This window comes from Nocardioides litoris (assembly GCF_006346315.1).
Taxonomy (GTDB): domain Bacteria; phylum Actinomycetota; class Actinomycetes; order Propionibacteriales; family Nocardioidaceae; genus Nocardioides; species Nocardioides litoris.
In genome coordinates, this window is record NZ_VDMR01000004.1 from 376,605 (window position 1) to 400,924 (window position 24,320).

At 74.5% G+C, this 24,320-nt stretch carries 25 protein-coding genes; 17 read left to right on the forward strand and 8 right to left on the reverse strand.

From position 1 onward, the window contains the following. Nucleotides 1-13 precede the first annotated feature (13 nt). From FJQ57_RS15930 to mctP, 3 genes are all read left to right on the forward strand, one after another. Nucleotides 14-1,441 carry a M1 family metallopeptidase gene (locus tag FJQ57_RS15930; protein ID WP_139982053.1) on the forward strand — a complete coding sequence of 476 codons (1,428 nt, stop codon included), beginning with the start codon at nucleotides 14-16 and terminating at the stop codon, nucleotides 1,439-1,441. Between the two features lie 76 nt (nucleotides 1,442-1,517). Beyond that, a complete protein-coding gene (locus tag FJQ57_RS15935; RefSeq protein WP_139982056.1) occupies nucleotides 1,518-1,799 on the forward strand; it encodes a DUF3311 domain-containing protein in 282 nt (93 codons plus the stop codon). 17 nt (nucleotides 1,800-1,816) lie between these two features. Further along, the gene (gene mctP, locus FJQ57_RS15940) at nucleotides 1,817-3,478 is read left to right on the forward strand and encodes a monocarboxylate uptake permease MctP (RefSeq protein ID WP_281284280.1); all 1,662 of its coding nucleotides are present in this window, start codon (nucleotides 1,817-1,819) and stop codon (nucleotides 3,476-3,478) included. 25 nt (nucleotides 3,479-3,503) lie between these two features. Here the strand turns inward: mctP and FJQ57_RS23035 are convergent, their stop codons facing one another. Further along, on the reverse strand, nucleotides 3,504-4,427 hold the full coding sequence (locus tag FJQ57_RS23035; RefSeq protein WP_139982058.1) for a calcium-binding protein: 924 nt from the start codon (nucleotides 4,425-4,427) through the stop codon (nucleotides 3,504-3,506). A 64-nt stretch (nucleotides 4,428-4,491) separates the two neighbouring features. Between FJQ57_RS23035 and FJQ57_RS15950 the strand changes: the two genes are divergently transcribed. From FJQ57_RS15950 to FJQ57_RS15970, 5 genes are all read left to right on the forward strand, one after another. Next, nucleotides 4,492-5,625, forward strand: coding sequence for a 1-deoxy-D-xylulose-5-phosphate reductoisomerase (locus FJQ57_RS15950; protein ID WP_139982061.1), 1,134 nt, complete (start codon nucleotides 4,492-4,494; stop codon nucleotides 5,623-5,625). After that, entirely contained in the window at nucleotides 5,622-7,004 is a 1,383-nt protein-coding gene (locus tag FJQ57_RS15955; RefSeq protein ID WP_139982063.1) for a M50 family metallopeptidase, read from the forward strand. Before FJQ57_RS15950 ends, FJQ57_RS15955 begins: the two co-directional genes overlap by 4 nt. A gap of 447 nt (nucleotides 7,005-7,451) precedes the next feature. Beyond that, nucleotides 7,452-8,612, forward strand: coding sequence for a flavodoxin-dependent (E)-4-hydroxy-3-methylbut-2-enyl-diphosphate synthase (ispG, locus tag FJQ57_RS15960; RefSeq protein WP_139982067.1), 1,161 nt, complete (start codon nucleotides 7,452-7,454; stop codon nucleotides 8,610-8,612). Nucleotides 8,613-8,669: 57 nt separating this feature from the next. Further along, nucleotides 8,670-9,515, forward strand: a complete 846-nt coding sequence (locus tag FJQ57_RS15965) for a GNAT family N-acetyltransferase (protein WP_139982069.1) — start codon at nucleotides 8,670-8,672, stop codon at nucleotides 9,513-9,515. 27 nt (nucleotides 9,516-9,542) lie between these two features. Further along, the gene (locus FJQ57_RS15970) at nucleotides 9,543-9,911 is read left to right on the forward strand and encodes a DoxX family protein (protein WP_139982072.1); all 369 of its coding nucleotides are present in this window, start codon (nucleotides 9,543-9,545) and stop codon (nucleotides 9,909-9,911) included. Here the strand turns inward: FJQ57_RS15970 and FJQ57_RS15975 are convergent. Then, complete coding sequence (locus tag FJQ57_RS15975) at nucleotides 9,908-10,888, reverse strand: hypothetical protein (protein ID WP_139982075.1); 981 nt, start codon at nucleotides 10,886-10,888, stop codon at nucleotides 9,908-9,910. The genes FJQ57_RS15970 and FJQ57_RS15975 overlap by 4 nt on opposite strands. Before the next feature lie 110 nt (nucleotides 10,889-10,998). Between FJQ57_RS15975 and FJQ57_RS15980 the strand changes: the two genes are divergently transcribed. After that, nucleotides 10,999-12,780, forward strand: coding sequence for a proline--tRNA ligase (locus FJQ57_RS15980; protein WP_139982078.1), 1,782 nt, complete (start codon nucleotides 10,999-11,001; stop codon nucleotides 12,778-12,780). A gap of 219 nt (nucleotides 12,781-12,999) precedes the next feature. Here FJQ57_RS15980 and FJQ57_RS15985 read toward each other — a convergent pair whose 3' ends face one another. From FJQ57_RS15985 to FJQ57_RS15995, 3 genes are read right to left on the reverse strand one after another with little or no spacing between them, the layout of a single operon-like run. Then, complete coding sequence (locus tag FJQ57_RS15985) at nucleotides 13,000-13,614, reverse strand: TetR/AcrR family transcriptional regulator (protein ID WP_139982081.1); 615 nt, start codon at nucleotides 13,612-13,614, stop codon at nucleotides 13,000-13,002. A 9-nt stretch (nucleotides 13,615-13,623) separates the two neighbouring features. Further along, complete coding sequence (locus FJQ57_RS15990; protein WP_139982084.1) at nucleotides 13,624-14,526, reverse strand: serine hydrolase; 903 nt, start codon at nucleotides 14,524-14,526, stop codon at nucleotides 13,624-13,626. Next, nucleotides 14,523-15,359: a LysR family transcriptional regulator gene (locus FJQ57_RS15995; RefSeq protein WP_246081844.1), complete on the reverse strand. Its 837-nt coding sequence runs from the start codon at nucleotides 15,357-15,359 to the stop codon at nucleotides 14,523-14,525. Before FJQ57_RS15995 ends, FJQ57_RS15990 begins: the two co-directional genes overlap by 4 nt. Nucleotides 15,360-15,441: 82 nt before the next feature. Between FJQ57_RS15995 and bla the strand changes: the two genes are divergently transcribed. Both bla and FJQ57_RS16005 read left to right on the forward strand, forming a co-directional pair. After that, the gene (gene bla / locus FJQ57_RS16000; RefSeq protein ID WP_139982090.1) at nucleotides 15,442-16,344 is read left to right on the forward strand and encodes a class A beta-lactamase; all 903 of its coding nucleotides are present in this window, start codon (nucleotides 15,442-15,444) and stop codon (nucleotides 16,342-16,344) included. Between the two features lie 38 nt (nucleotides 16,345-16,382). Continuing rightward, the gene (locus FJQ57_RS16005) at nucleotides 16,383-17,093 is read left to right on the forward strand and encodes an HAD family hydrolase (protein WP_139982092.1); all 711 of its coding nucleotides are present in this window, start codon (nucleotides 16,383-16,385) and stop codon (nucleotides 17,091-17,093) included. A 16-nt stretch (nucleotides 17,094-17,109) separates the two neighbouring features. Here the strand turns inward: FJQ57_RS16005 and FJQ57_RS23645 are convergent, their stop codons facing one another. After that, nucleotides 17,110-17,235 (reverse strand): hypothetical protein, encoded by a 126-nt coding sequence (locus tag FJQ57_RS23645; protein ID WP_281284281.1) that lies wholly within the window; start codon nucleotides 17,233-17,235, stop codon nucleotides 17,110-17,112. A 544-nt stretch (nucleotides 17,236-17,779) separates the two neighbouring features. Between FJQ57_RS23645 and FJQ57_RS23370 the strand changes: the two genes are divergently transcribed. Further along, on the forward strand, nucleotides 17,780-18,745 hold the full coding sequence (locus FJQ57_RS23370; protein ID WP_246081845.1) for a zinc metalloprotease: 966 nt from the start codon (nucleotides 17,780-17,782) through the stop codon (nucleotides 18,743-18,745). Between the two features lie 266 nt (nucleotides 18,746-19,011). Further along, entirely contained in the window at nucleotides 19,012-20,064 is a 1,053-nt protein-coding gene (locus FJQ57_RS16020; RefSeq protein ID WP_139982095.1) for a zinc metalloprotease, read from the forward strand. Nucleotides 20,065-20,406: 342 nt separating this feature from the next. Here FJQ57_RS16020 and FJQ57_RS16025 read toward each other — a convergent pair whose 3' ends face one another. Further along, nucleotides 20,407-20,826, reverse strand: a complete 420-nt coding sequence (locus FJQ57_RS16025; protein WP_139982098.1) for a DUF4439 domain-containing protein — start codon at nucleotides 20,824-20,826, stop codon at nucleotides 20,407-20,409. Beyond that, nucleotides 20,823-21,362, reverse strand: a complete 540-nt coding sequence (locus FJQ57_RS16030) for a hypothetical protein (RefSeq protein WP_139982101.1) — start codon at nucleotides 21,360-21,362, stop codon at nucleotides 20,823-20,825. The genes FJQ57_RS16025 and FJQ57_RS16030 overlap by 4 nt, the downstream gene beginning before the upstream one ends. Nucleotides 21,363-21,494: 132 nt before the next feature. On the opposite strand from FJQ57_RS16030, the gene rimP reads away from it, so the two are divergent. From rimP to FJQ57_RS22620, 4 genes are all read left to right on the forward strand, one after another. Next, entirely contained in the window at nucleotides 21,495-22,043 is a 549-nt protein-coding gene (gene rimP, locus FJQ57_RS16035) for a ribosome maturation factor RimP (RefSeq protein WP_139982104.1), read from the forward strand. After that, entirely contained in the window at nucleotides 22,043-23,011 is a 969-nt protein-coding gene (gene nusA / locus FJQ57_RS16040) for a transcription termination factor NusA (protein ID WP_139982107.1), read from the forward strand. Before rimP ends, nusA begins: the two co-directional genes overlap by 1 nt. 372 nt (nucleotides 23,012-23,383) lie before the next feature. Further along, nucleotides 23,384-23,737 (forward strand): YlxR family protein, encoded by a 354-nt coding sequence (locus tag FJQ57_RS16045; protein WP_211348963.1) that lies wholly within the window; start codon nucleotides 23,384-23,386, stop codon nucleotides 23,735-23,737. 145 nt (nucleotides 23,738-23,882) lie between these two features. Then, a partial coding sequence (locus tag FJQ57_RS22620) for a translation initiation factor IF-2 N-terminal domain-containing protein (RefSeq protein ID WP_211348964.1) occupies nucleotides 23,883-24,320 on the forward strand: 438 nt, incomplete at its 3' end.

Consider the following 24,320-nt stretch of genomic DNA (forward strand, 5'->3'; position numbering starts at 1 on the left):
TACGGTCCCACCCGTGATCCGTCGCTCCGCCGCCGCGGCCCTCGCGGCCGTGCTCGCCCTCACGCTGCTCCCGGGCGCCCCGGCGCCCGCCGCCCAGGTCGCGGCAGGCGCGCCCTCGCCGGGCGCCCCGGGCGTCGGCGACCCCTACTGGCCGTTCGACGGCAACGGCGGCATCGACGTGACCCACTACGTCGTGCGCGACCGCTACGACTTCGCCACCGGCGTCCTGTCCGGCACCACCACGCTCACCCTGCGGGCCACCCAGGCGCTCTCGCGCTTCGACCTCGACCTGCTGCTGCCCGTGCGCGCCGTGAGCGTCAACGGCGCCGCCGCCCGGTTCGACAAGCCCGACGGCCACGAGCTGCGCATCACCCCCGCCCGGCCGGTGGCCCGCGGTGCGGTCGTCGACGTCGTCGTCTCCTACGCCGGGCGGCCCGCGGGCCTGCGCTACGCCGGCGAGGACACCTGGCTGGCCGACGGCCGCGAGGTCGTCACCATGAACCAGCCCCACATGGCGCCGTGGTGGTTCGCCGCCAACGACCACCCGCAGGACAAGGCGACCTTCGACATCAGCGTCACGGGTCCGGCCACGCACCAGGTCGTCTCCAACGGCCTACCGGTCTCGCGCACGGTCTCGGGCTCGCTCGCCACCACCCGGTGGGTCGCCCGCGACCCGATGGCCACCTACCTCGCCTTCTTCGCCCTCGGCCGCTACGCCGTCGAGCGCACCGAGCGCGGCGGCCTCCCGTCGATCATCGCGGTCTCGCGCGACCTCGGGCCGCTCGACCAGGCGGCCGCGCTGCGCGGCCTGCGCCGCACCGGCGAGATCACGGCCTGGCTGGCCCGCCGGGTCGGTCCCTACCCCTTCGAGTCGACCGGCGGCCTGGCGACCTCGCTCGACCCCGGGTTCGCGCTGGAGAACCAGACCCGGCCGACCTACCCGGGCACCTCGCCGCGGTCGGCCCTGCTGCTCGTGCACGAGCTGGGCCACCAGTGGTTCGGCGACTCCGTCACGCTGCGTCGCTGGCGCGACATCTGGCTGCACGAGGGGTTCGCCACCTTCCTCGAGCACCACTGGACCGAGACCCACGGCGGCCCGTCGGCCCAGACGTGGCTGCGCCGCACCTGGGCCGCGCGCCAGGCCGCCCGCGGCTACTGGCGCACCTCGCTGGTCGACCCCGGCGCCGGCCGCATCTTCAGCGCCCCGGTCTACGAGCGCGGCGCGATGACGCTGCAGGCCCTGCGGCACCGCATCGGCAGCCGGGCGTTCTTCCGGGTGCTCCGCACCTGGGCCCGCGAGCGCCGCCTCGGCCACGGCACCACCGGGCAGTTCCGACGGCTGGCGGAGCGGGTGGCCGGCGAGCAGCTCGACGGGTTCTTCCGGGCCTGGCTGGTCGCGCCGCGCCCGCCGGCGCAGACCCGCCGCAACGGCCTGCGCTGACCGGCTCGCAGGCCGGCTCGCAGGCCGGTCCGACCGGCCTCCCCGCCGGGGTGTGACGGGAGTAACGTCACGCCGCATGAGTCTCGGCAAGGACACCCCCGCGCGCCCGCAGGACGCACCGCCGCCCACCGACCGACGCAAGATCGTCGCCGCCTGCGTCTGCCTGGCCATCCCCGTCGTCGCGCTCCTCGCGGTGCCGACGTACGCCCGCGACGAGCCGGAGCTGTGGGGCTTCCCCTTCTTCTTCTGGTACCAGTTCATCTGGGTCTTCCTGTGCTCCGCGCTGACCTGGACGGCCTACAAGCTGGTGCTGTCGGCGCGGCCGCCCCGCGGTGACCGCGACGGGGGCGGCAAGTGAGGGCCGCCGTCCCGCTCGTGACCGACGCGAGCACCAACACCTCGGCCCTGGTGGTGCTGGTCGCGCTGTTCCTCCTCGTGACCGTGCTGGGCTTCATGGCGACCCGCTTCCGCCGGGCCGAGAAGCTCGACAACCTGGAGGAGTGGGGCCTCGGTGGCCGCAAGTTCGGCACCTGGGTGACCTGGTTCCTGCTCGGCGGCGACCTCTACACCGCCTACACCTTCGTCGCGGTGCCGGCGGCGATGTTCGCCACCGGTGCGGTCGCGGGGTTCTTCGCCGTGCCCTACACGATCATGCTCTACCCGATCATCTTCATCTTCATGGCGCGGCTGTGGTCGGTCAGCCACCGCCACGGCTACGTCACCACCGCCGACTTCGTCCGCGGGCGGTACGACGACCGGCAGCTCTCCCTGGCCGTCGCGGTGACCGGGTTCGTGGCGACCATGCCCTACATCGCCCTGCAGCTCGTCGGCATCCAGGCCGTCCTCGAGGTCGCGGGCGTGGGCGGCGGCGACAACATCGTGGAGAAGGACGCGCCGCTGTTCATCGCCTTCGCGATCCTCGCGGCCTACACCTACTCCTCGGGCCTGCGCGCCCCGGCGGTCATCGCGTTCGTCAAGGACGCGCTGATCTACGTCGTCATCATCGTGGCGATCATCTACCTGCCCGGCCAGGTCGGCGGCTGGGACGCCATCTTCGGTGCGGCCAAGGACAAGATGGAGACGACCAACGAGGCCACCGGCGCCCCGACCGGCTCGTTCATCCCCGGGGACGGGCAGATGTGGGCCTACGCCACCCTCGGCCTGGGCTCGGCGATGGCGCTGTTCATGTACCCGCACTCGGTCACCGCCAGCCTGTCCTCGGCCAGCCGCAACACCATCCGGCGCAACGCGGCCATCCTGCCGGCGTACTCCTTCGTGCTGGGGCTGCTCGCCCTCCTCGGGTGGGTGGCCATCGCGGCCGGCACCAAGCCCGTCGGCCTCGACGGCGAGCCCAACGCCCAGCTCGTCATCCCGCAGCTGTTCGAGGACTTCTTCCCGGGCTGGTTCGCCGGCGTCGCCTTCGCCGCCATCGCCATCGGCGCCCTGGTGCCGGCCGCGATCATGTCCATCGCCGCCGCCAACACCTTCGCCCGCAACATCTACAAGGAGTGGCTGCGGAAGGACGCGACGCCGCAGCAGGAGGCCAAGGTCTCCAAGCTGATGTCGCTGCTGGTCAAGGCGTTCGCGCTGGTCTTCGTGCTCACCCTCGACAAGCAGAACGCGATCAACTTCCAGCTCCTGGGCGGCATCTGGATCCTGCAGACGTTCCCGGCGATCGTCTTCAGCCTCTACACGCGCTGGTTCCACCGCAAGGCGCTGCTCGCCGGCTGGGCCGTCAGCATGGTCTACGGCACCTACGCCGCCTACGGCGTCTCGAGCGCCACGACCGACCACTTCGGTGGCAGCCTGGCCGAGATCCCGGGCCTCGGCGACATGGGCTACATCGCGATGACGGCGTTCGCGCTCAACCTCGTCGTCACCGTGGTCCTCACGCTGGTGCTGCGCCAGCTCGGCGTCTCCAACGGCCGCGACGTCACCGTGCCGTCCGACTACCACGCCGACGCAGGCGACCCCCGGGTCGACGCCGACCTCGCGGTCGAGGACCCGCTGGCCACGGGCGAGCCCGACCCGCGCTGACCCGGCTCCGCGCCGCTCCGTCAGGTCAGGCGGCGCTGACGACCTCGCACTCGAAGACCCGGTCGGAGGCGTCACGGTAGGCCGCGTCGCGGCCCGGCCCGCCCTGCAGGCGGTCGGCCCCGGCGTCGCCGTGCAACGCGTCGTTGCCCGGGCCGCCCGAGACGATGTCGTCGCCCGGACCGCCACGCAGCACGTCGCGCTCGTCGCCGCCGGCGAGGCGGTCGTTGCCGGGCCCGCCGTCGACCCGGTTGGTCCCGAGGCCGGCGCGGGTCCAGTCGTTGCCCGCTCCGAGGCTGATGACGTCGTCACGGAAGGCGCCGTTGACGAAGTCGTTGCCCGCGCCGGTGCTGATGCGGTCGCGGCCCTCGTCGGTCAGGGCCCAGGAGCGGTAGCGCGCCGGCAGCGTCCTGGTGTCGACGACGTCGTCGCCGAAGCGCGGGAAGACCTCGAGGAACATCCGACCCGCGCGGAAGCGCTGCGGCACCCGGCAGGTCGCCGCCACCCCGCGGGCGGCGGGGGTGCGGCGGCACGCGCCGGGCAGGCCCCGCCACGACCGGGCCGCGGTGTCGGCGTACCGGAGGACGCCGGGGGCGACCTCGGTGATCGTCAGCCGGTTGGGGCCCTTGCCGCCCCAGAACCGCAGGCCGAAGCGCGAGACCTCGAGGCGGGCCTGGCGCGGTCGCACGTACGGCGTCGGGAACTGCCCGACGAGCTGGAGCACCGGGTGCCCGCGCCGACGGTCGCGTCGGGCGGCGGGAGCCGGCGAGGCCGGCACGGCGACCTCGGGGGAGGCGAGGAGCGAGGCGGTGGCGGACGCGAGCGCGGGCGGAGCGGCGGACGCGCCGCCGGCCGGGACGACGGCGAGCAGCGTGGCCGCGAGGCCCAGGGCGACCGCGACGGGTGGGGACAGGCGGGCGCGGCGGTCAGGACGAGCGGAACGAGCGGGCACGGGGCACCTCCGAGGTCGGCGTCCCTGACGACGCTACGCCGGCGCCGACTGCCAGACTCCACCCGTGACTGCGAGCCCGCCCCCCGCCCCCGAGCGCCGCGACGTCGTCGTCCTCGGCTCCACCGGGTCGATCGGCACCCAGGCGCTGGAGATCTGCCGGCGCCACCCCGAGCGCTTCCGGGTCGTCGGCCTGACCGCCGGCGGCAGCAACCCCGGGCTGTTCGAGCAGCAGGTCGCCGAGCTCCGCACGGCGTACCCCGACCTGTGGCACGGGCTGGGGGAGGAGGCCTCGGTCGAGGCCGCTGGCCGGCCGTGCGACGTCGTGCTCAACGGCATCACGGGCGCGGTCGGGCTCCGGCCCACGCTCGCCGCGCTCGACGCCGGCACGACCCTCGCCCTGGCCAACAAGGAGTCGCTCATCATGGGCGGTCCGCTGGTCCTCGAGCGCGCCCGGCCGGGACAGATCGTGCCGGTCGACTCCGAGCACAGCGCCCTGGCCCAGTGCCTGCGCGGCGGGCGGCCCGACGAGGTGCGCCGCCTGGTCCTCACCGCCAGCGGCGGGCCGTTCCGCGGCCGCAGCCGTGACCAGCTCGCGGACGTCACCCCCGAGCAGGCCATGGCCCACCCCACCTGGGACATGGGGCCCGTCATCACCATCAACTCCGCCACCCTGGTCAACAAGGGCCTGGAGGTGATCGAGGCGCACCTGCTCTTCGGCATCCCCTTCGACCGCATCGAGGTCGTCGTGCACCCCACGAGCGTCGTGCACTCGATGGTCGAGTTCGTCGACGGCTCGACGCTGGTGCAGGCGAGCCCGCCCACCATGCTCATCCCCATCGCGCTCGGGCTGGCCTGGCCCGACCGGGTGCCCGACACCGCACCGCCGGTGGACTGGACGCGGCCCGAGACGTGGGAGTTCACCCCGCTCGACGACGACGCCTTCCCGGCCGTCCCCCTGGCCCGCGAGGCCGGCGAGCGCGGCGGCACCGCCCCGGCGGTCTACAACGCCGCCAACGAGGAGTGCGTCGCCGCCTTCCGCGACGGCCGGCTGCCCTTCGTCGACATCGTCGAGCGAGTGGCCGACGTGGTGCGGGCCCACGACGTACCCTCAGGGGGGACCCTCACGGTCGACGACGTGCTCGCCGCCGACGCCTGGGCCCGTGACCTCGCGCAAGACCTGATCGGGAGCCCTCGTTGACCGTCGTCCTCTTCGTGCTCGGCGTGGTGATCTTCGCCGTCTCCATCCTCGTCTCGATCGGCCTGCACGAGCTCGGCCACATGATCCCGGCCAAGAAGTTCGGCGGGAAGGTCACCCAGTACTTCGTCGGTTTCGGCCCCACCGTGTGGAGCAAGCAGGTCGGCGAGACCGAGTACGGCGTCAAGGCCATCCCCCTCGGCGGCTACGTCAAGATCGTCGGGATGCTGCCGCCCGCGGCCGCGGACCTCGTCGACGAGGTCGCCTACGACGCCGACGGCCAGCGCGTCCAGCGCATCCGCAAGTCCAACACCGGCCTGTTCACCCAGCTCATCAGCGACGCCCGCGCCGCCGAGTGGGAGCTGGTCCGGCCCGAGGACTCCGACCGCCTGTTCTACAAGATGGCGTCCTGGAAGAAGATCGTCGTCATGGCCGGCGGGCCGACGGTCAACCTGCTGATCGCCTTCTTCCTGTTCTGGCTCCTCTTCTCCACCCACGGCCGCGAGCTGCCCCCCGAGGTGCCCGACGGCGCCCCGACCATCGCCGCCGTCTCCGAGTGCGTCCTGCCGTACGCCGAGAGCGGCCGCGCCTGCACCCCGACCGACCCCGAGACGCCCGCGGCCCAGGCCGGCCTGCGCCCCGGCGACACCATCACCTCCTTCAAGGGCCAGGAGATCGGCAGCTGGGACCAGCTCACCCAACTGATCCGCGCCAACCGCGACGCCGCCGCCCCGCTGGTCTACGAGCGCGACGGCCAGACGGTCACCACCACCGTGACCACCACCGTCACCGCCCGCCCCGCCTCCGAGGACAACCCCCAGCTCCAGGAGGTCGGCTTCCTCGGAGTCACGCCCGTCCAGGTCTCCCCGCTCGAGACCGGCGGCCCGGTCTACACCCTCGACCAGATGGGCACCATGACCGTCGACACGGTCAAGGCCATCGGCACCCTGCCCGTCAAGGTCTGGGGTGTGGCCAAGGCCATCGTCGGCGTCGAGGACCGCGCCCTCGACAGCCCCATCAGCGTCGTCGGCGGCGGCCGCATCGCGGGCGAGGCCACCGCCGCCACCCAGCTCAGCACCGGCGAGGACTTCACCACCAGCGACAAGTTCTTCTTCCTCATCAGCCTCGTCGCCGGCTTCAACCTCTTCATCGGCCTGTTCAACTTCGTCCCCCTCCTCCCGCTCGACGGCGGCCACATCGCCACCGCCACCTGGGAGGCCCTCCGCCGCCGCCTGGCCCGCCTGCGCCGCAAGCCCGACCCCGGGTACGCCGACGCCGCCAAGCTCCTCCCCATCGCCTACGTCATGGCCGGCGCCATGCTCGTCCTCGGCGTCGTGCTGATCGTGGGCGACCTGGTGGCGCCGGTGCAGAGTCCCTTCTGACCGGTCGGCCGGCGGGTGGGCCTGGAGCCGCCCGGGTCGGCGGCGCGGCGGCCCCAGGCGCCACCCCACCCGCCGGCCGACGTGCGCCGTGTGGCGGACCCTGGCCCGGCCGGCTGCTCCGCGCGCCGTGTGGCCCGGTCCTGCCAAGGCCCGGGCGCCTCAGGGCGGTTGCGCCCTGGTGGTGACCTCACGGTGGTCGAGGAGGGCGCGCTGGCGCCCGTCTCGAGACCACCCGACCGCAGCGCGGGGGACAGCAGGACCGGCTGACGGTTCGTGGTCTCGAGACAGGACGTCGTCCTTCCTCGACCACCGCGTGCCATCCACGGTGGTCGAGGAGGGCGCCCTGCCGCCGGTCTCGAGGCCCCCGCAGCCGACGTACCCGACCCGGCTCCTCGCCGATCCGTCATCGATGGAGGGTGGGTGGGGGGAGGGAAGTAGATTGGGGGCATGACCTCGACGCCCGTCAGCCTGGGCATGCCGGCCGCCCCGCCGCCGGTGCTCGCCCCCCGCCGGCCTACCCGCCAGATCAAGGTCGGCAAGGTCGGGGTCGGAAGCGAGTCGCCGGTCTCGGTGCAGTCGATGACCACGACGGTGACCGCCGACATCAACGCGACGCTGCAGCAGATCGCCGAGCTCACCGCGGCCGGCTGCGACATCGTCCGGGTGGCCTGCCCCGACCAGGAGGACGCGAAGGCGCTGCCCGCCATCGCGCAGAAGTCGCAGATCCCGGTGATCGCCGACATCCACTTCCAGCCCAAGTACGTCTTCGCCGCGATCGAGGCGGGGTGCGCCGCGGTGCGCGTCAACCCGGGCAACATCCGCAAGTTCGACGACCAGGTCAAGGAGATCGCCCAGGCGGCCTCCGACCACGGCACGAGCATCCGCATCGGCGTCAACGCCGGCTCGCTCGACAAGCGGCTGCTCGCCAAGTACGGCAAGGCCACGCCCGAGGCGCTCGTGGAGAGCGCGATGTGGGAGGCCAGCCTCTTCGAGGAGCACGGGTTCCGCGACTTCAAGATCTCGGTCAAGCACAACGACCCCGTCGTCATGGTCCGCGCCTACGAGCTCCTCGCCGAGGCCGGCGACTGGCCGCTCCACCTCGGCGTGACCGAGGCCGGGCCCGCGTTCCAGGGCACCATCAAGTCCGCCACCGCCTTCGGGGCCCTGCTCAGCCAGGGCATCGGCGACACGATCCGCGTCTCCCTCAGCGCCCCGCCGGTGGAGGAGGTCAAGGTCGGCATCCAGATCCTGCAGTCGCTCAACCTGCGCGAGCGCAAGCTCGAGATCGTCAGCTGCCCCTCCTGCGGCCGCGCGCAGGTCGACGTCTACAAGCTGGCCGACGAGGTCACCGCCGGCCTCGACGGCCTCGAGGTCCCGCTGCGGGTCGCGGTCATGGGCTGCGTCGTCAACGGTCCCGGCGAGGCCCGCGAGGCCGACCTGGGCGTCGCCTCCGGCAACGGCAAGGGCCAGATCTTCGTCAAGGGCGAGGTCATCAAGACCGTGCCGGAGTCGCAGATCGTCGAGACCCTCATCGAGGAGGCCATGCGCATCGCCGAGGGCATGGAGGCCGTCGAGGGCGCCGGCGCCGAGGTCAGCGTCGGCGGCTGAGGCTGCCACCCCTGGCTCACCCCCTGGGGGCGGTACGCCGACCACTAGGCTCGGCGCGTGCCAGCCAGTCGCCACGGGGTCCGGGTCCTGGGGACCCCTGACCTCGACGACTTCGTCCGGCTGGCCCAGCGCGACCCGGTCGTCAACGTCTTCGCCCTCTACCGCGCCCGCACCACCAGCCTCGAGCCGCGCTGGCTCGGGGGCGAGATGTGGGGGCGCTTCGACGAGGGCACCCTGGTCGCCGCCTGCCACGTCGGCGCCAACCTGGTGCCCATCGAGGCCACGGCCGACGACGCCCGTGCCTTCGCCGAGCGGGCGCTGGCCCGCGGCCGCACCGCGACCACGATCGTCGGACCGCACGAGGCCGTCCGCACGTTCTGGAACGGCGTCGCCGCCGGCTGGGGCCGCCCCCGCGAGGCCCGCTGGATGCAGCCCCACCTGGCCATCGACGGCCCGCCGGAGGCCGAGCCCGACCCCGAGGTGCGGCGTACCGAGCGGTCGGACCTGTCGACGCTCTACCCGGCCTGCGTGGCGATGTACACCGAGGAGGTCGGCGTCTCGCCCGAGGCGGGCGGGTCGGGCGACCTCTACCGCGCCCGGGTGACCCAGCTGGTCTCCCGCGGCTGGTCCTTCGCCCGCTTCGACCGCGGCGAGCTGGTGTTCAAGGCCGAGGTCGCCTGCGCCACCGCCGACGCCGCGCAGGTGCAGGGCGTGTGGGTGCCGCCCGAGCGGCGCGGGGAGGGCCTCGCGGTGGCCGGCATGGCCGCCGTCGTCGAGCACGTGCGCCGCGAGATCGCGCCGACGGTCTCCCTCTACGTCAACGAGTGGAACCAGCCCGCCCGTCGCGCCTACGAGCGCGTCGGGTTCCGCGAGACCGCCCGGTTCTCGACCGTCATGTTCTAGGCCCGCGCACCGCCCTACGCTCCACCCGTGGCCCTCTCGCGCAGCACCCGGTTCCTCGCCCTCGGCTTCCTCGGCAGCGGGGTCGTCCACCTCGCCAAGCCGGAGGTCTACGAGCCGATCATGCCGTCGTGGGTGCCCCGGCACCGCGAGGTCGTGCTGGGCAGCGGCGTCGCCGAGCTGGTGCTCGCCGCCGGCCTGCTCGCCCCGCAGACCCGGCGCGCCGCGGGCTGGGGCAGCGTCGGGCTGCTCCTCGGCGTCTACCCCGCCAACCTCAAGATGGTCGGCGACGCGATGGGCGGACGCAGCACCGCCCTCAAGGCCGTGGCCGTCGGCCGACTGCCGCTGCAGCTGCCGATGGTCCGCATCGCCCTGAGGGCGGCCCGCGAGGGCGTCTAGAACCGCGGGTTGCGGCGCAGCGAGGTGGTCCGCTCGCACGCAGCCCGCACGCAGCGCACCGTCGCCCACCGGCGGTCGCCGTACGCGTCGAGCAGCAGGGTGCGGGCGCCCTCCCACCGCACGGTCCCGAAGAAGCTGCCGACCGTGTACGTCGCGAGCGGGCGGCCGGTGACGGTCCACAGGCGCAGCCTGTCGGGGCCGAGCCCGTCGACGAGCTTGTCCTGCGTCACGATCCGCGAGCCGTCGGGGGAGAAGGACCGCACGGCCTGGCGGCAGGAGCGCCACAGCACGGTGCGCGGCACCGAGAGCGTGGTCACCTGGCTGCAGCCACCGTCGTAGGGGTCCTTGTCGAACGACGCGAGGCGGTTGCTGCCCAGGTCGGCGGCGTAGGGGAACCCGGTGCCGATGGCGGTGCGCCGGTTGGTGCGCACGTCCCACACCGCGCCGCCGTCGGGGCCGCCCACCACCGCGCGGCCGCCGTCGAGGTCGAGGACCCGCGGGTAGCGGCGGAACGTCGCGCTCCGCACCGTGGTGCCGTCGCGGGCGTCGAGCACGGTGACCCAGGTGCGGCCGCGCGGGATGCGGTACTGGTGGGCCGCGAACGTCGCCCCGTCGTCGGCGAGCAGGACCTCCTCGGGCAGGAAGTTCTCGGCCAGGGTGCGCCTCGCGCCGTCGCCGACCCGCAGGGTCTTCCAGGTGCCGCGCACGAGCGTGACCACGACGTACCCGCGACCGGAGGCGCCCGCCAGCGACGGGGTGCGCCCCGGCACCGTCGTACGACGAGCGCCGTCGACGACGACGTTGCCGTCGAGGTAGGGCACGGCGGGCCTGGCGCCGCGGGAGAGGCCGGCGGGCTCGATGTCGACGGTGCGGGTCGCCGCCGAGGCCGACCCGGCGCCCAGGCCCAGCAGGGTGGCGGCCAGGACGACCGCGAGGAGGGTGGTGACGGTGCGGCGGACGCGTGGGGTGCTGCTCATGGGAGTCCTCCCGAGCTCGGGGCCGGCCGGACGCCGACCCTCCATGACACCAGAGACGCACGCGAGAACCCGTTGGTTGCTCCGGGCGCGTCACCCGTAGCCTTCGCTCCATGATCCTGCGGATGTCGACCCTGTTCGTGCGCACCCTGCGCGACGACCCTGCCGACGCCGAGGTCCCGAGCCACAAGCTCCTCGTGCGCGCCGGCTACATCCGCCGCGCCGCGCCCGGCATCTACTCCTGGCTGCCGCTGGGCCTCCGGGTGCTGCGCCGCATCGAGACCATCATCCGCGAGGAGATGGACGGGATCGGCGCCCAGGAGCTGAGCTTCCCGGCGCTGCTGCCGCGCGAGCCCTACGAGGCGACCAACCGCTGGACCGAGTACGGCGACGGCATCTTCCGCCTCAAGGACCGCAAGGACGGCGACTACCTCCTCGGGCCGACGCACGAGGAGATGTTCACCCTCGTGGTGAAGGACATGTACTCCTCCTACAAGGACCTGCCCCTCTCGCTGTACCAGATCCAGACCAAGTACCGCGACGAGGCGCGGCCCCGCGCCGGGCTGCTGCGCGGGCGCGAGTTCACGATGAAGGACTCCTACTCCTTCGACGTCGACGAGGCCGGCCTCGACGAGAGCTACCAGCGCCACCGCGACGCCTACGTGCGCATCTTCGACCGGCTCGGCTTCGACTACGTCGTCGTCAAGGCCACCTCGGGGGCCATGGGCGGGTCGCGGTCGGAGGAGTTCCTGGCCCGGGCCGCGGTCGGCGAGGACACCTACGTCCGCTGCACGACCTGCGACTACGCCGCCAACGTCGAGGCCGTCGAGGTGCACCCGCCCGCCCCCTCGTCGTACGACGACGCCCCGGCCGCGAGGCCTCTCCCGACCCCCGACACCCCGACCATCGACACGCTGGTCGCCCACCTCAACGCGGCGTTCCCGCGCGACGACCGGCCGTGGACGGCCGGCGACACGTTGAAGAACGTCCTCGTGGTGCTCACCCACCCCGACGGCACCCGTGAGCCGGTCGCCATCGGCCTGCCCGGTGACCGGGAGGTCGACCAGAAGCGGCTCGAGGGCCAGCTGGAGCCGATCGAGGTCGAGCCGATGGACGAGGCCGAGATGCGCAAGCACCCGGCGCTGGTCAAGGGCTACATCGGTCCCGGCGCGCTCGGCTCCGAGAGCGCCTCGGGCATCCGCTACCTCCTCGACCCGCGCGTGGTCGAGGGCACCCGCTGGGTGACCGGCGCCGACGTCGCGGGCAGCCACGTCATCGACCTGGTCGCCGGCCGCGACTTCACCGGCGACGGCACCGTCGAGGCCGCCGACGTCCGCGACGGCGACCCCTGCCCGCGCTGCGCCGCCCGCGGCGACGGGGGCGTGCTGGAGTCGGCCCGCGGCATCGAGATGGGCCACATCTTCCAGCTCGGCCGCAAGTACGCCGAGGCGCTCGACCTCAAGGTCCTCGACGAGGGCGGCAAGCTGGTCACCGTCACCATGGGCTCCTACGGCATCGGCGTGACCCGCGCGGTCGCGGCGATCGCCGAAGGCACCCTCGACGACATCGGCCTGTGCTGGCCCCGCAACGTCGCCCCGGCCGACGTCCACGTCGTCGCCGCCGGCAAGGACGAGGCCGTCTTCGCCGCCGCCGAGCAGATCGCCCGCGACCTCGACGCCGCCGGCGTCGAGGTGCTCTACGACGACCGGGCCGGCAAGACCAGCCCCGGCGTGAAGTTCAAGGACGCCGAGCTGATCGGCGTCCCGACCATCGTCGTGGTCGGCAAGGGCCTCGCCGCCGGCACCGTCGAGGTCAAGGACCGGCGTACGGGCGAGCGGGTCGAGCACCCCGTCGGCGACGTCGTCGACCACCTGGTCGCGCTCGTCCGGTCGTGAGAGTGGCCGGTCGACGGGGGTGAGGAACACCCGGTCGACCGGGTGTTCCTGCAGCAGGGCAGGGAGTTCATGCGCTGGGCGGGCAATGCATTGCCCTCCCAGCGCGAGAACTGCCCGCCCAGTCCGCGCTGGCGAGGAAACCCCGGCCGACCGGGGGTTCCCACGCTGGGCGGGCAGTTCCAGCAATTGCCAGACAACCGGTGGGCGCAGGAGTGACCGTCAGGAGCGCCCGCCGGCCAGCCCCTCGACGAGGGTGAGCAGAGCGGTGCGGGCCTCGGCGGTGGCGCGGTCGCGGTCGGCGGGCTCGGCCCGGGCGGCGTACAGCGCGGCCTCCTCGAGCGCGCCGATCAGCACGTGGGCGAGCGGGGTGGCGGGCTGCGCGCGGATCAACCCCGACGCGACGAGGTCGGCCACCACGTCCTCGACGAGCCCGACGCCGTGGCGGCGGCCGATCTCGCGCCACTGGGCGTAGCCGAGGGCAGCCGGGGCCTCGAGGAGCACGATGCGGTGCACGTCGGGCCGGGCGCACACGGCCAGCCAGGCGTCGATGCTCGCCCGCACCGCGACGAGCGGGTCCGCGGCGCCGGAGCCGGGGGAGCGGTGCCCGCCGAGCTGCTCGACGATCTCGGCCGAGAGCTCCTCGTAGACCGCGGCGAACAGCCCCTCCTTGCCGCCGAACTGGTGGTACAGCGCCCCGCGGGTCACGCCCGCGGCGGTGGCCAGCTCGTCGGTGCCGACGCCGGCGTACCCCTTGGTCGCGAACAGCGGCCGGGCCGCGGCGACGAGCGCGGCGCGGGTGCCGGCGGTCCGCTCGGCCTGGGTACGTCGCGCCACGTCCCCACCCTAGGGCGGGTCGTCGACGGGGCGGCGCAGCACGGTGACCGCGGTGCGCGCCAGCTCGCCGATGGCGGCGTCGACGAGCGGCAGGTGGCGCTCGGGCCGCACCGCCTCGGTGAGCACGGTGACCGCCACCGGGTGTTCGTGGGGGAAGCAGACCACGGCCGCCTCGTGCCGCAGCCGCCCGAGCGTGCCGGTCTTGCCGTGCACCACCACGTCGTCGTGCGGGAACCCCGAGCCGATCCGGTGCCGCCAGGCCTGCAGCGCCATCGCATCGCGCACGCAGGCGTGCGCCGGGTGCCGGCGTGACCACAGCACCTCCAGCACCCGGCAGGCCTCTCGTGCGGTCGAGGCACTCGCGTACGCCGCGTCGTACTCCCGCGTGGCGACGTCGCGGTCGGGGTCGGCGAGCACCCGGTCGACGTCGTCGACGCCCGAGCCGAGCTCGCGCTTCATCCGTCGCCGGGAGGCCCCCGTGCCCCGTCGTACGACGGTGCGCGGCACGCCTGCCGCCGCGAGGTGGGCGTTGAGGCGGTCGCGGCCGACGAGGTCGAGCAGGGCGTCGCCGCAGGCGTTGTCGGAGACCGCGAGCATCAGCCGCACGCCGTCGCGGGCCGTGAGGACCACGTCGTCGAGGAGCATCCCGACCCCGGTGGGCCCGGGGGTCCGGCCGGTGCGGGGCAGCGGCAGCGGGTCGCGCAGGCCGAGGTCGCCGGCGGCCACGAGGTCGGCCCAGGCCAGGGCGAGCGGCAGCTTGTAGAGCGAGGCGACGGCGACCGGCTCGTCCCCGTCGAGGTCGACGCGCGCACGGTGCTCGTCGTGGTCGAGCCGGACCGCGTGCAGCCGCACGCGCACGCCGGCGTCACGGGCGACGTCGTGGAGCCGGTCGACGACCGTCGCCCCGCTCACCTGCGCAGCGCCTGCTCGAGCGCTGCGGCCAGCCCGGCGTGGTCGACCTCCGGCCGGCGCTCGCGAGCGGCGGGCAGCACGACGCGGACCCGCAGCGGCGGCAGGCCGCCCGACGCCTGGGCGCCCGGGGAGGTCTCGAGGGCGACGCCCGCTCCCGCGGCGACGAGGGCGGCCCGCTGCGTCGGGTCGGCCGCCTCCAGGACCCGGCCGTCGTGCCCGGCCCGGCGCAGGGTGTCGACCAGCTGGTCGTGGGCGGGCGGCTGGTGCCGTCGCGGGGGTACGACGAGCGGCCGGTCGACCTCGGCGAGGGGGACGTCGAGGGGCCCGTCGGCGCCGAGCAGGCGGGTGGGCAGGCCGACGACGTCGCCGCCCACCAGCCCGTCGACGACCCCGGGATGGCGCACGACGGCCACGTCGAGCGCCCCCTCCCGCAGCTCGGCGAGGAGCCGGTCGCTGCCGGCGACCCGCGGCACCACGAGACCGGGACCGCTCCCGCCGGCCAGCGCCCGGCACGCCACCGGGGTCCAGCCGCCGAGGTCGCCGCACAGGCCGACCCGGGCCCGGACCGGGCCGCCGAGCCGGCCGGCCTGGTCGAGCAGGTCCTCGGCCGCGTCGACGAGCGCCCGGGCCGGGCCGAGCAGCCGGCCACCGGCGACGGTGAGCCGCACGCCGCGGGCGTCGCGGTCGAACAGCCGCACCCCGAGGTGGCCCTCGAGCTTCTGCACGCCCTGCGACAGCGGCGGCTGGGTGATGCCGAGGTCGGTCGCGGCCCGGCCGAAGTGCCGGGTCTCGGCAACGGCGACGAAGAAGCGGAGGTGACGCAGCAGGTCCACCACCGCACGATAGCCGTCACCTATCGACATGATCCTTTGATCGTCTTTGACTCTCGCCGAGCCGGACCGTTGGATCGAGCGCATGACTCCTCGGACCCTCACCCGCCGCACCGTCCTCGCCGCCGGAGCGGCCGGAGCAGCCGGAGCAGCCGGAGCCGTCACCGCAGCCGCCGCCACCTCCGTCGACGCCACCGCCGCGGACTCCCTCGACCCCGAGCTGACCGCGCTGGAGGCCGAGCGCGGCACGACCATCGGCCTCGTGGCCCGCCACCGCGGCACCGGCCGCGAGCTGCGGCACCGCCCCGACGCCCGGCAGCCCCTGTGCTCGACCTTCAAGCCGCTGGTGGCCGCCGCCCTGCTCGTCCGCGGCGACTGCCTCGACCGCGTCGTGCGCTACGACGAGCGCGACCTGGTCGAGTACGCCCCCATCACGGGCGAGCGCCGGGCGATGACGGTCGGCGAGCTCGCCGACGCCGCGATCCGCTTCAGCGACAACCCCGCGGGCAACCTCCTGCTGCGCCGGCTGGGCGGTGGGCGGGGCCCGGCCGCGCTGACGGCGTTCCTGCGCCGCACCGGTGACCGGGTCACCCGGCTCGACCGCTTCGAGACCGAGCTCAACAGCGCCGTGCCCGGTGACCCCCGCGACACCACCACCCCGCGCGCCCTCGCGGCGACGTACGAGCGCCTGGTCTGCGGTGACGTCCTCGACGCCCGCGACCGCTGGGTCCTGCGGGGCTGGCTGCAGTCCAGCACGACGAGCGTCGACCGCTTCCGCTCCGGCCTGCCCGCGGGCTGGTGGTGCGCCGACAAGACCGGGTCGGGCTCCTACGGCGTCGCCAACGACGCCGGCGTCGTCACCGCGCCCGACGGCACCGAGCTGGTCTTCGCCATCCAGACCCGGCGCTCGACCACCGACCCCGGGGCGACCTCCGACCCGACCCTGATGGCCGCCCTCGCCCGGCTGCTGGTCCGCCGCCTCGCCTGACCTGTTGCGGCCGGCCCGACCTGGCTACCCTCGCCCCCGTGATCGACGCGGTGGTCTTCGACTGGGGCGGCACGCTGACGAAGTGGCACGACGTGGACTTCCACGCCGAGTCCCTCGCGCTGGCCCAGGCCGTGGTCGGGGCCGACCACGAGGTCGAGGTGTCGGCCGAGCGCCTGCACCGCGCGGGCGAGACGATCTGGGGGCGCAGCCGCGACCACCAGCAGAGCTCGACGGTCGGCGACCTCTTCACCGAGGCGGGCCTCGACCACGACCCGGCGCTGCTCGAGGCCTACTACGCGTTCTGGGAGCCGCACACGCTCACCGACCCGGAGGTGCGGCCCCTGTGGGAGGCGCTGCACGAGCGCGGCGTCAAGGTCGGGGTGCTGTCCAACACCATCTGGCCGCGCAAGGTGCACGAAGGCTTCTTCCGCCGTGACGGTGTGCTCGACCTGGTCGACGGCGACGTGTACACGAGCGAGGTCCCGTGGACCAAGCCGTCGCCGCACGCCTTCCGGGCCGCCCTCGACGCGGTCGGCGCGAGCGACCCCGCCCGGTGCGTCTACGTCGGCGACCGGCTCTTCGACGACGTCTGGGGGGCCCAGAACGCCGGCCTGCGGGCGATCCACGTGCCGCACAGCACGATCCCGCCCGCCCAGGTCGGCCACACCGAGGGCGAGCCCGACGCCGTGGCGCCCACGCTGCTCGACGTCGTCGACGTCGTCGACGGGTGGCTGGCCGAGCCGGGGTGAGGCCCTCACCGGGGCGTCACCGCGGGCGCACCAGCGCCTCGCGGGCCAGGACGATGCGCACCGTCGTGGTGCATGGCGCCGCCTGCGGGCCGCAGGGGCGGACCACGACCGCGGCCGCGGCGACCCGCCCGCGCTCTGTCACCAGGCGCCGGCCTGCCTCCGACAACGGCAGCCGCAGCCGGACCCGCTGGCCCCGGGCGACCCGCACGGTGCGCCGGGCCAGGACCTCCCCGGTGCCGGCCCGCCGACGCGTACCGCCACGGTGGTCGTGCAGGCCGACCCCACGTACCCGGCCGGGCAGGCGAGCACCCGGCCCGTGTCGACCGTCCGCTCGACCTGCTCCGCCCTGCCGACCGGCACCAGCGTCGCCGGCACCGGTCGCGGCGGGAGGGGCCGGCCGGCGCCCGTGGTCGCCACGACGCCCCGTCGTCGACGTCGAGCGGGGCTCCGCCGAGCGCCAGCGGCCGGGCCTGGGCCGGGGAGCCGACGGGCAGGACGGAGAGGGCGGCGGCGAGCGTGGCGCCGGCCGCGGCGAGCAGGACGAGGGGACGCACGCGCACGAACCCAGGACGGGTCCGGCGTCCCGCGGACCGAAAACGCCCGGTCCCTTCCCCCGAGCGCCCCCGCGGGTCCATGATCCTCCGCAGCCGGCGCGACCGCGCCGTCGTCGTCGGAAGGAACCACCCGTGCGTCCAGCCCGTCCCGCCGCCCGCCTGCTCGCCCTCGCCGCGGCCGCGGCCGCCTCCGTCGCCCTCCTGCCGGCCCCGTCGGCCACGGCCGTGGTCGACGTCGGCCAGGAGGCATCGAGCGGCGGGGGGCACGCCCACGCCGCCGAGGAGTGCTTCGAACCCGGCGCCGAGGTCGCCACGTCCGCCCGCGGCGGCCAGGAGGCCGACCACCGCGACATCGACGCTGCCGAGCAGCGCGAGGTCGACCGCCGTACCGACCGCATCCTGGCCGGCATGTCGGCTGCCCAGCGGCGCGCCGCGGTCAGCGGGCCCGTCCCGGTCTACGTGCACGTTATGGCCGGCAAGAACGGCGAAGGCAACGTCACCGACGCCCAGGTCGTCGAGCAGGTCGCCGTCCTCAACGAGACGTTCGCCGGCGCCGAGTCCGGCGCGGCCGCCGACACCGGGTTCACCTTCACCCTCGCCGGGGTCGACCGGTTCTACAACGACACCTGGCACCGCGACGGCGCCAGCTCGAAGTACCGCAAGGACACGCGCAAGGGCGGCGCCAACGCCCTCAACATCTGGCTGGTCGACTTCAAGTACCTCGGCATCGCCACGTTCCCGTGGGACTACGCCAAGAACCCGGGCATCGACGGCATCCGCGTGCAGTACTCCTCCCTGCCCGGCGGTGACGCCACCGACTACGACCTGGGCAAGACCACGACGCACGAGGCCGGGCACTGGTTCGGGCTCTACCACACGTTCCAGGGCGGGTGCACCGAGACCAACGACGAGGTGGCCGACACCCCGGCGCAGTCCTCGCCCACCAGCGGGTGCCCCGAGGGCCGCGACTCCTGCGCCCTGCCGGGCCTCGACCCGATCCACAACTACATGGACTACAGCTACGACGCCTGCTACGACCAGTTCACCCCGGGCCAGGCCGCCCGGGCGCGGCAGATGTTCACCGCCTACCGCAGCTGACCCCGCCCGACCCGCGGCGGGGACGACCCGCCGTCCGGCCCGCCCGACGTCGTACGCCGGGCGGGCCGGTCCCGTGCCGGGGCCGGTCCCCGGCCGTCCCGGTTTGCAAGTTCGTGCAACGCACGGACCGGCAGGCCGGACGACCTGGCGCGCGGACGGGGTGCGGCGGGAAGGTTTCCGCGTCCTCGGCCTGGCCCCACCCGTGTGCCGGCGCGGACGACCAGGCGGACCGGACTCGGCCGGCGCCACGACCAGAGGGAACACCCATGACCCACCTCGCCCCCCGTTCGCCCCGCCGCCTGCGGCGCCTGGCCGCCGTCGCCGCCCTCGGCGTCGCGGTCTCCGTCGCCGCCACCCCGACCGCCGCGACCGCGCGGGTCGCCCCCGAGCCCGGCGCCGTCCAGGTGGAGCAGGAGGGCGCCCCGGTCGAGCAGGAGGGCGCCCCGGTCGAGCAGGAGGGCTCGCACGTCGAGCAGGAGCGCGTGGCCCTCGAGCAGGAGTGCTTCGAGCCCGGCGCCGACATCGCCACCTCGGCCCGTGGCGGCCAGACCCACGACCATCGCGAGGTCGACGTGCTCGAGCAGCGCCGCATCGAGCAGCGCACCCGCGACATCCTCGCCGCCGAGGGAGCCCGGGCGGCCTCCCGGGCCGAGGCCCTCGCCGGCTCCGTCCCGGTCTACGTGCACGTGATGGCGGCCAAGAACGGTGCCGGCAACGTCACCGACAGCCAGGTCGCCCAGCAGGTGCAGGTGCTCAACGCCTCCTACGCCGGCCAGGGTGGGGCCGGCGCGGCCAACACCGGCTTCACCTTCAGCCTCGCCGGGATCGACCGGTTCTACAACGACACCTGGCACCGCGACGGGGCCAGCACGACCTACCGCTCGCAGACCCGCAAGGGCGGTGCCAACGCCCTCAACATCTGGCTCGTCGACTTCGACTACCTCGGCGTCGCCACCTTCCCCTGGGACTACGCCCGCAACGGCAAGGTCGACGGCATCCGGGTGCAGTACTCCTCGCTGCCGGGCGGCAGCGCCACCAACTACAACCTGGGCGAGACCGCGACCCACGAGGCCGGCCACTGGCTCGGGCTGTACCACACGTTCCAGGGCGGCTGCACGACCACCAACGACCAGGTGAGCGACACCCCGGCGCAGTCCTCGGCCACGAGCGGGTGCCCCGAGGGCCGCGACTCGTGCTCGCTGGCGGGCCTCGACCCGATCCACAACTACATGGACTACAGCTACGACGACTGCTACACCGAGTTCACCGCCGGGCAGAGCTCCCGGATGTCGCAGATGTGGGCGGCCTACCGCGCCTGACCTGCTCCCCGCCTGCTCCCCACCTGCTCCGCCGCCATCGGGCGGTCCCGGCTCCGGCCGGGGCCGCCCGATTGCATGTTTTCGCATTGCAGACATCTGACGGTTCTGCGAGATGTCGCAGGTGAGGGTCGCTGTTGCAAGATCGTGCACACGAAGGAAGTCCCCCCGGCTCCCCAGCCGGTTCCTTCTCCAGGCCTCTGTCCCAGGCCGACCAGCGGTCCGCGTACTCGTCCCTCCGGGGGGCATCTCGGGAGCTCCCCGGAGGATGAGTTCGCGGACCGTCGTCTTTTTGCGTCACGTCCCCGTGCCGCCCCGCTGCAGGGTCGTGCAGCCGCCGTCGGGTCAGCGGCCGGGGTAGGCCCGCGGCTCGCCACCCAGGGCGAGCTCACGCCGGGCCGAGTCGAGCACGGCCGCCACGGCCGGCCGCCGCTGGGCGGGGGCTGCGTTGGCCACCCAGAACCCGTACGTCGCCCCGCAGGCCCGCTCCACCGCGAGCGCCGCCGCCGCGACCTGCCCAGCGGCACCGGGGCCCACCTGCGGCAGCGCGTACGACGGCGCGGCGGCCACCGGCTCGGCCCCCGCGTCCTCGACCAGCCCGACCAGCTGGTCGCGGCGGGTGCGGTGGGCGTCGTAGGACTCCTGCAGCGCGTCGTACAGGTCGGGCGAGGCGGACTCGGAGGTCTGCGCGCCGAGGTAGCCCACGACGAAGAGCGCGGCGTGCTCGGCGGCCAGCGCGGCCTGGAGGGCGTCGACGTAGGTCATGGCGTGCCTCCGGCCGTCGCGGACGGGCCGAGGGTGGTGCGCAGCTGGGCGGTGCCGGCGGCCATCGCGGCGAGGGTCTGGGCCAGGGCCCCGCTCGCCGCCTCGAGGGCCGCGTCGGCCAGGCTGCGCTCGAGGCGGGCCTCGGCCCGACCGACCCGGGCCAGCACCGCCGCGTCGTCCTCGCCGGCGTCGGCCACGACCCCCGACGCGCTCGGGAGCCGACCCAGCTCGGCGGCGTGGGTCGCGTGCAGCCGTTCGAGGGGTCGCAGGCGCCTGGCCAGGTCGGGGTGCCGGCGCGCGTTCACCCGGGCCGTGCGGTGGGCCACGGCGAGTGCGCCGAGCACGGAGGCCACCAGGTCGGCGTCGTCGTCGGGCTCCGGCACGGCGCCGGTGCCGACCGGCGACCCCGGCCCGCCGGAGGGCGCGATCGTGGGGTCGTCGGTCGTGGGGTCGAGGTCGAGCGAGCAACCCGCGACGCCGAGGAGGGACGCGCCGAGGACGAGCCGCCGGGAGACGGCGGCGGGGCGGTTCGGCACGGCGCGACGATATCCCGCACCGCACCGGCGGGCCGTGCTCGGGCGTGCCGGGGACGGCCGTCGGATGCCCTAGGGTGGACCGGCGGCCACGCGGCCGCCCTGCTCCATCCACAACTGCACAGGAGGTCGAGGATGTCCGCCCCGGAGGCGTTGACCAGCCGGATCCAGTCCGCCCTCACCGGCCCCCTGGCCGCCCTCGGTCTCGACGTCGAGGCCGTCGAGGTGTCCAGCGCGGGCAAGCGTCGCATCGTGCGCGTCGCGGTCGACCAGGACGGCGGCGTGACGCTCGACGACGTCGCCGACGCCACCCGCGCCGTCGGGGTCGTCCTCGACGGCGACCTCTCGAGCACGATGGGCGCCCAGCCCTACACGCTCGAGGTCACCTCGCGGGGGGTCGACCGGCCCCTCACCCTGCCCCGCCACTGGCGGCGCAACGTCAGCCGGCTGGTCAAGGTCAAGCTCGCTGCCGGCGGCACGGTCACCGGCCGCCTGGCGTCGTACGACGAGGAGGCCGACGGCGGGTTCGTGCTCGAGGTCTCGGGCCGCGAGCAGCGCCTCACCTACGCCGAGGTGGCCAAGGCCCTGGTGCAGGTCGAGTTCAACCGGCCCACGGAGGCCGACGAGCCCGAGCTGGACCCGGACCTCGACACGGACGTCGACGAGAACGAGGAGGACGACTGATGGACATCGACATGGGCATCCTGCGCCAGCTGGAGCGGGAGAAGGAGATCAAGCTCGACGTCCTCGTCGAGGCGATCGAGCAGGCCCTGCTCACCGCCTACCACAAGTCGCCGGGGGCGATCGAGGACGCGCGGGTCGTGCTCGACCGCAAGACCGGCCACGTCGTGGTGATGGCTGCCGAGGTCGACGAGGACGGGGAGAAGGTCGGCGAGTTCGACGACACCCCGGCCGGGTTCGGCCGGATCGCGGCGACCACGGCCAAGCAGATCATGCTGCAGCGGCTGCGCGACGCCGAGGACGAGATCAGGTTCGGCGAGTTCTCCGGCAAGGAGGGCGACCTGGTCTCCGGCATCGTCCAGCAGGGCCGCAACCCCGACGACGTGCTGGTCGACCTCGGCAAGATCGAGGCGATCCTGCCGGTGAGCGAGCGGGTGCCGGGGGAGTCCTACGCCCACGGCACGCGGCTGCGCTGCCTGGTGCTCTCGGTGCGCAAGGGCATGCGCGGCCCGCAGGTCACGCTCAGCCGCTCCCACCCCCACCTGGTCAAGAAGCTCTTCGCCCTCGAGGTGCCCGAGATCGCCAGCGGCGAGGTTGAGATCGCGGCCATCGCCCGCGAGGCCGGTCACCGCACCAAGATCGCGGTCAAGGGCGTCGCGCCCGGCGTCAACGCCAAGGGCGCCTGCATCGGGCCGATGGGCCAGCGGGTCCGCTCGGTCATGCACGCCCTGAACGAGGAGAAGATCGACATCGTCGACTTCTCCGACGACCCCGCCCGGTTCGTGGCCAGCGCGCTCTCGCCGGCCCGGGTCACCAGCGTCCAGGTCGTCGACCTCGCGGCGAGGTCGGCCCGCGTCGTCGTCCCCTCCTTCCAGCTCTCCCTCGCCATCGGCAAGGAGGGCCAGAACGCCCGCCTCGCCGCCCGCCTCACCGGCTGGCGCATCGACATCCACGGGGACGAGGAGGAGTGAGCCGGGCACGGGGGCGCGCCGGGAGCGTCGAGACCCGCTGACGGGGCCTCCCTGTCGCCCGACCGGCCGCTGCGCTCGCCGTGGGCCGCGGCGGGAGGGCCCTCCCGTGCGTCCCGTACGACGGCGACTCGCGGCCACCGGCCCGGTCGACCCGCCCGAGCTGGTGGGCGTGCACCGCAACGCCCCGCAGGCCGTACGACGGCCGGCTGGGGCCGAGCCGGACCCTCGCCGACCACCTCGCGCAGCGACGCCGGGCCGCGGGCCTGCACACCGCCGTCCTCACCCACCCCGGAGGCCGACGCCCGCCGCCGCGCCGGGGTCGTTCCCGGCGCCATTCGGCGTCCCGGGCGGAGTTGGCTAGACTCTGGTGAGGTGGCTCGGCAACCGTCATCCCCTGCCCTTGCGGGTCCTGTCCGCACGTGCATCGGATGTCGACGACGAGCCGCCAAGCGCGAGTTGTTGCGGGTGACCGCCGGCTCGGACGCCGACGGCCGACCGGCCGCGGTGCCCGATCCTCCGGCCACCGCACCCGGCCGCGGGGCGCACCTGCACCCCACGACCGAGTGCTACGACCTCGCGGTGCGGCGCAGGGCCTTCGGGCGGGCACTCCGTGTCCAACCCGGGCTCCCGGCCGCACCGGTGGGGGACTACCTTGCGACGCGCACCGACCAGCAGGACCAGCACGACCAGCGCGACCATCCAGACGCCGTCCCCACGACGACGTGACGACCGAGGAACCGGAGCACCAGCTCATGAGCACTCGATGAGGCCGATCCGATGAGGATCGCTCGATGAGCCTGCAACACCACTAGGCCCGGTCACCGCGCCCCCGTCCGGGGGACCACGCGGGTCGGGCCCGACAAGGAGAATTGTGGCCAAGACCCGCGTGCACGAACTCGCGAAGGAGTTCGGCGTCGAGAGCAAGTTCGTTCTCGAGAAGTTCAAGGAGATGGGGGAGTTCGTCAAGTCGGCGAGCTCGACCGTCGAGCTCCCTGCGGAGATGCGTTTCCGCAAGGAGATCGGGGCGTCGCTGAAGGCGGCCCCCGCCCCCGCCCAGAAGTCACCCTCCGGTGCGTCCACGACGTCCGGCTCGGCGACCACCACGACCGCGCCCTCGGGCGGCGGCTCGACGAGCGCCGCTCCGGCGGCGCCCTCCAAGCCCGGCCCGAGGCCCGGACCCAAGCCCGGCCCCAAGGCCGCGCCCAAGCCCGAGCCGGCGGCTCCGGCCGAGCCCGCCGCGCCCGCCGCGCCCGCCGCGCCCGCCGCGCCCGCCGCGGCTGCTCCCGCGCCGGCTGCCCCCACCCCGGCG

What these genes read in the sequence shown, in the direction of transcription:
- FJQ57_RS15980 (WP_139982078.1), top strand. Translation starts at nt 10,999, where the DNA reads ATGATCCTGCGGATGTCGACCCTGTTCGTGCGCACCCTGCGCGACGAC.
- FJQ57_RS15975 (WP_139982075.1), bottom strand. Translation starts at nt 10,888, where the DNA reads ATGAGCAGCACCCCACGCGTCCGCCGCACCGTCACCACCCTCCTCGCG.
- rimP (WP_139982104.1), top strand. Translation starts at nt 21,495, where the DNA reads ATGTCCGCCCCGGAGGCGTTGACCAGCCGGATCCAGTCCGCCCTCACC.
- nusA (WP_139982107.1), top strand. Translation starts at nt 22,043, where the DNA reads ATGGACATCGACATGGGCATCCTGCGCCAGCTGGAGCGGGAGAAGGAG.
- ispG (WP_139982067.1), top strand. Translation starts at nt 7,452, where the DNA reads ATGACCTCGACGCCCGTCAGCCTGGGCATGCCGGCCGCCCCGCCGCCG.
- bla (WP_139982090.1), top strand. Translation starts at nt 15,442, where the DNA reads ATGACTCCTCGGACCCTCACCCGCCGCACCGTCCTCGCCGCCGGAGCG.
- FJQ57_RS16025 (WP_139982098.1), bottom strand. Translation starts at nt 20,826, where the DNA reads ATGACCTACGTCGACGCCCTCCAGGCCGCGCTGGCCGCCGAGCACGCC.
- FJQ57_RS16020 (WP_139982095.1), top strand. Translation starts at nt 19,012, where the DNA reads ATGACCCACCTCGCCCCCCGTTCGCCCCGCCGCCTGCGGCGCCTGGCC.
- FJQ57_RS15935 (WP_139982056.1), top strand. Translation starts at nt 1,518, where the DNA reads ATGAGTCTCGGCAAGGACACCCCCGCGCGCCCGCAGGACGCACCGCCG.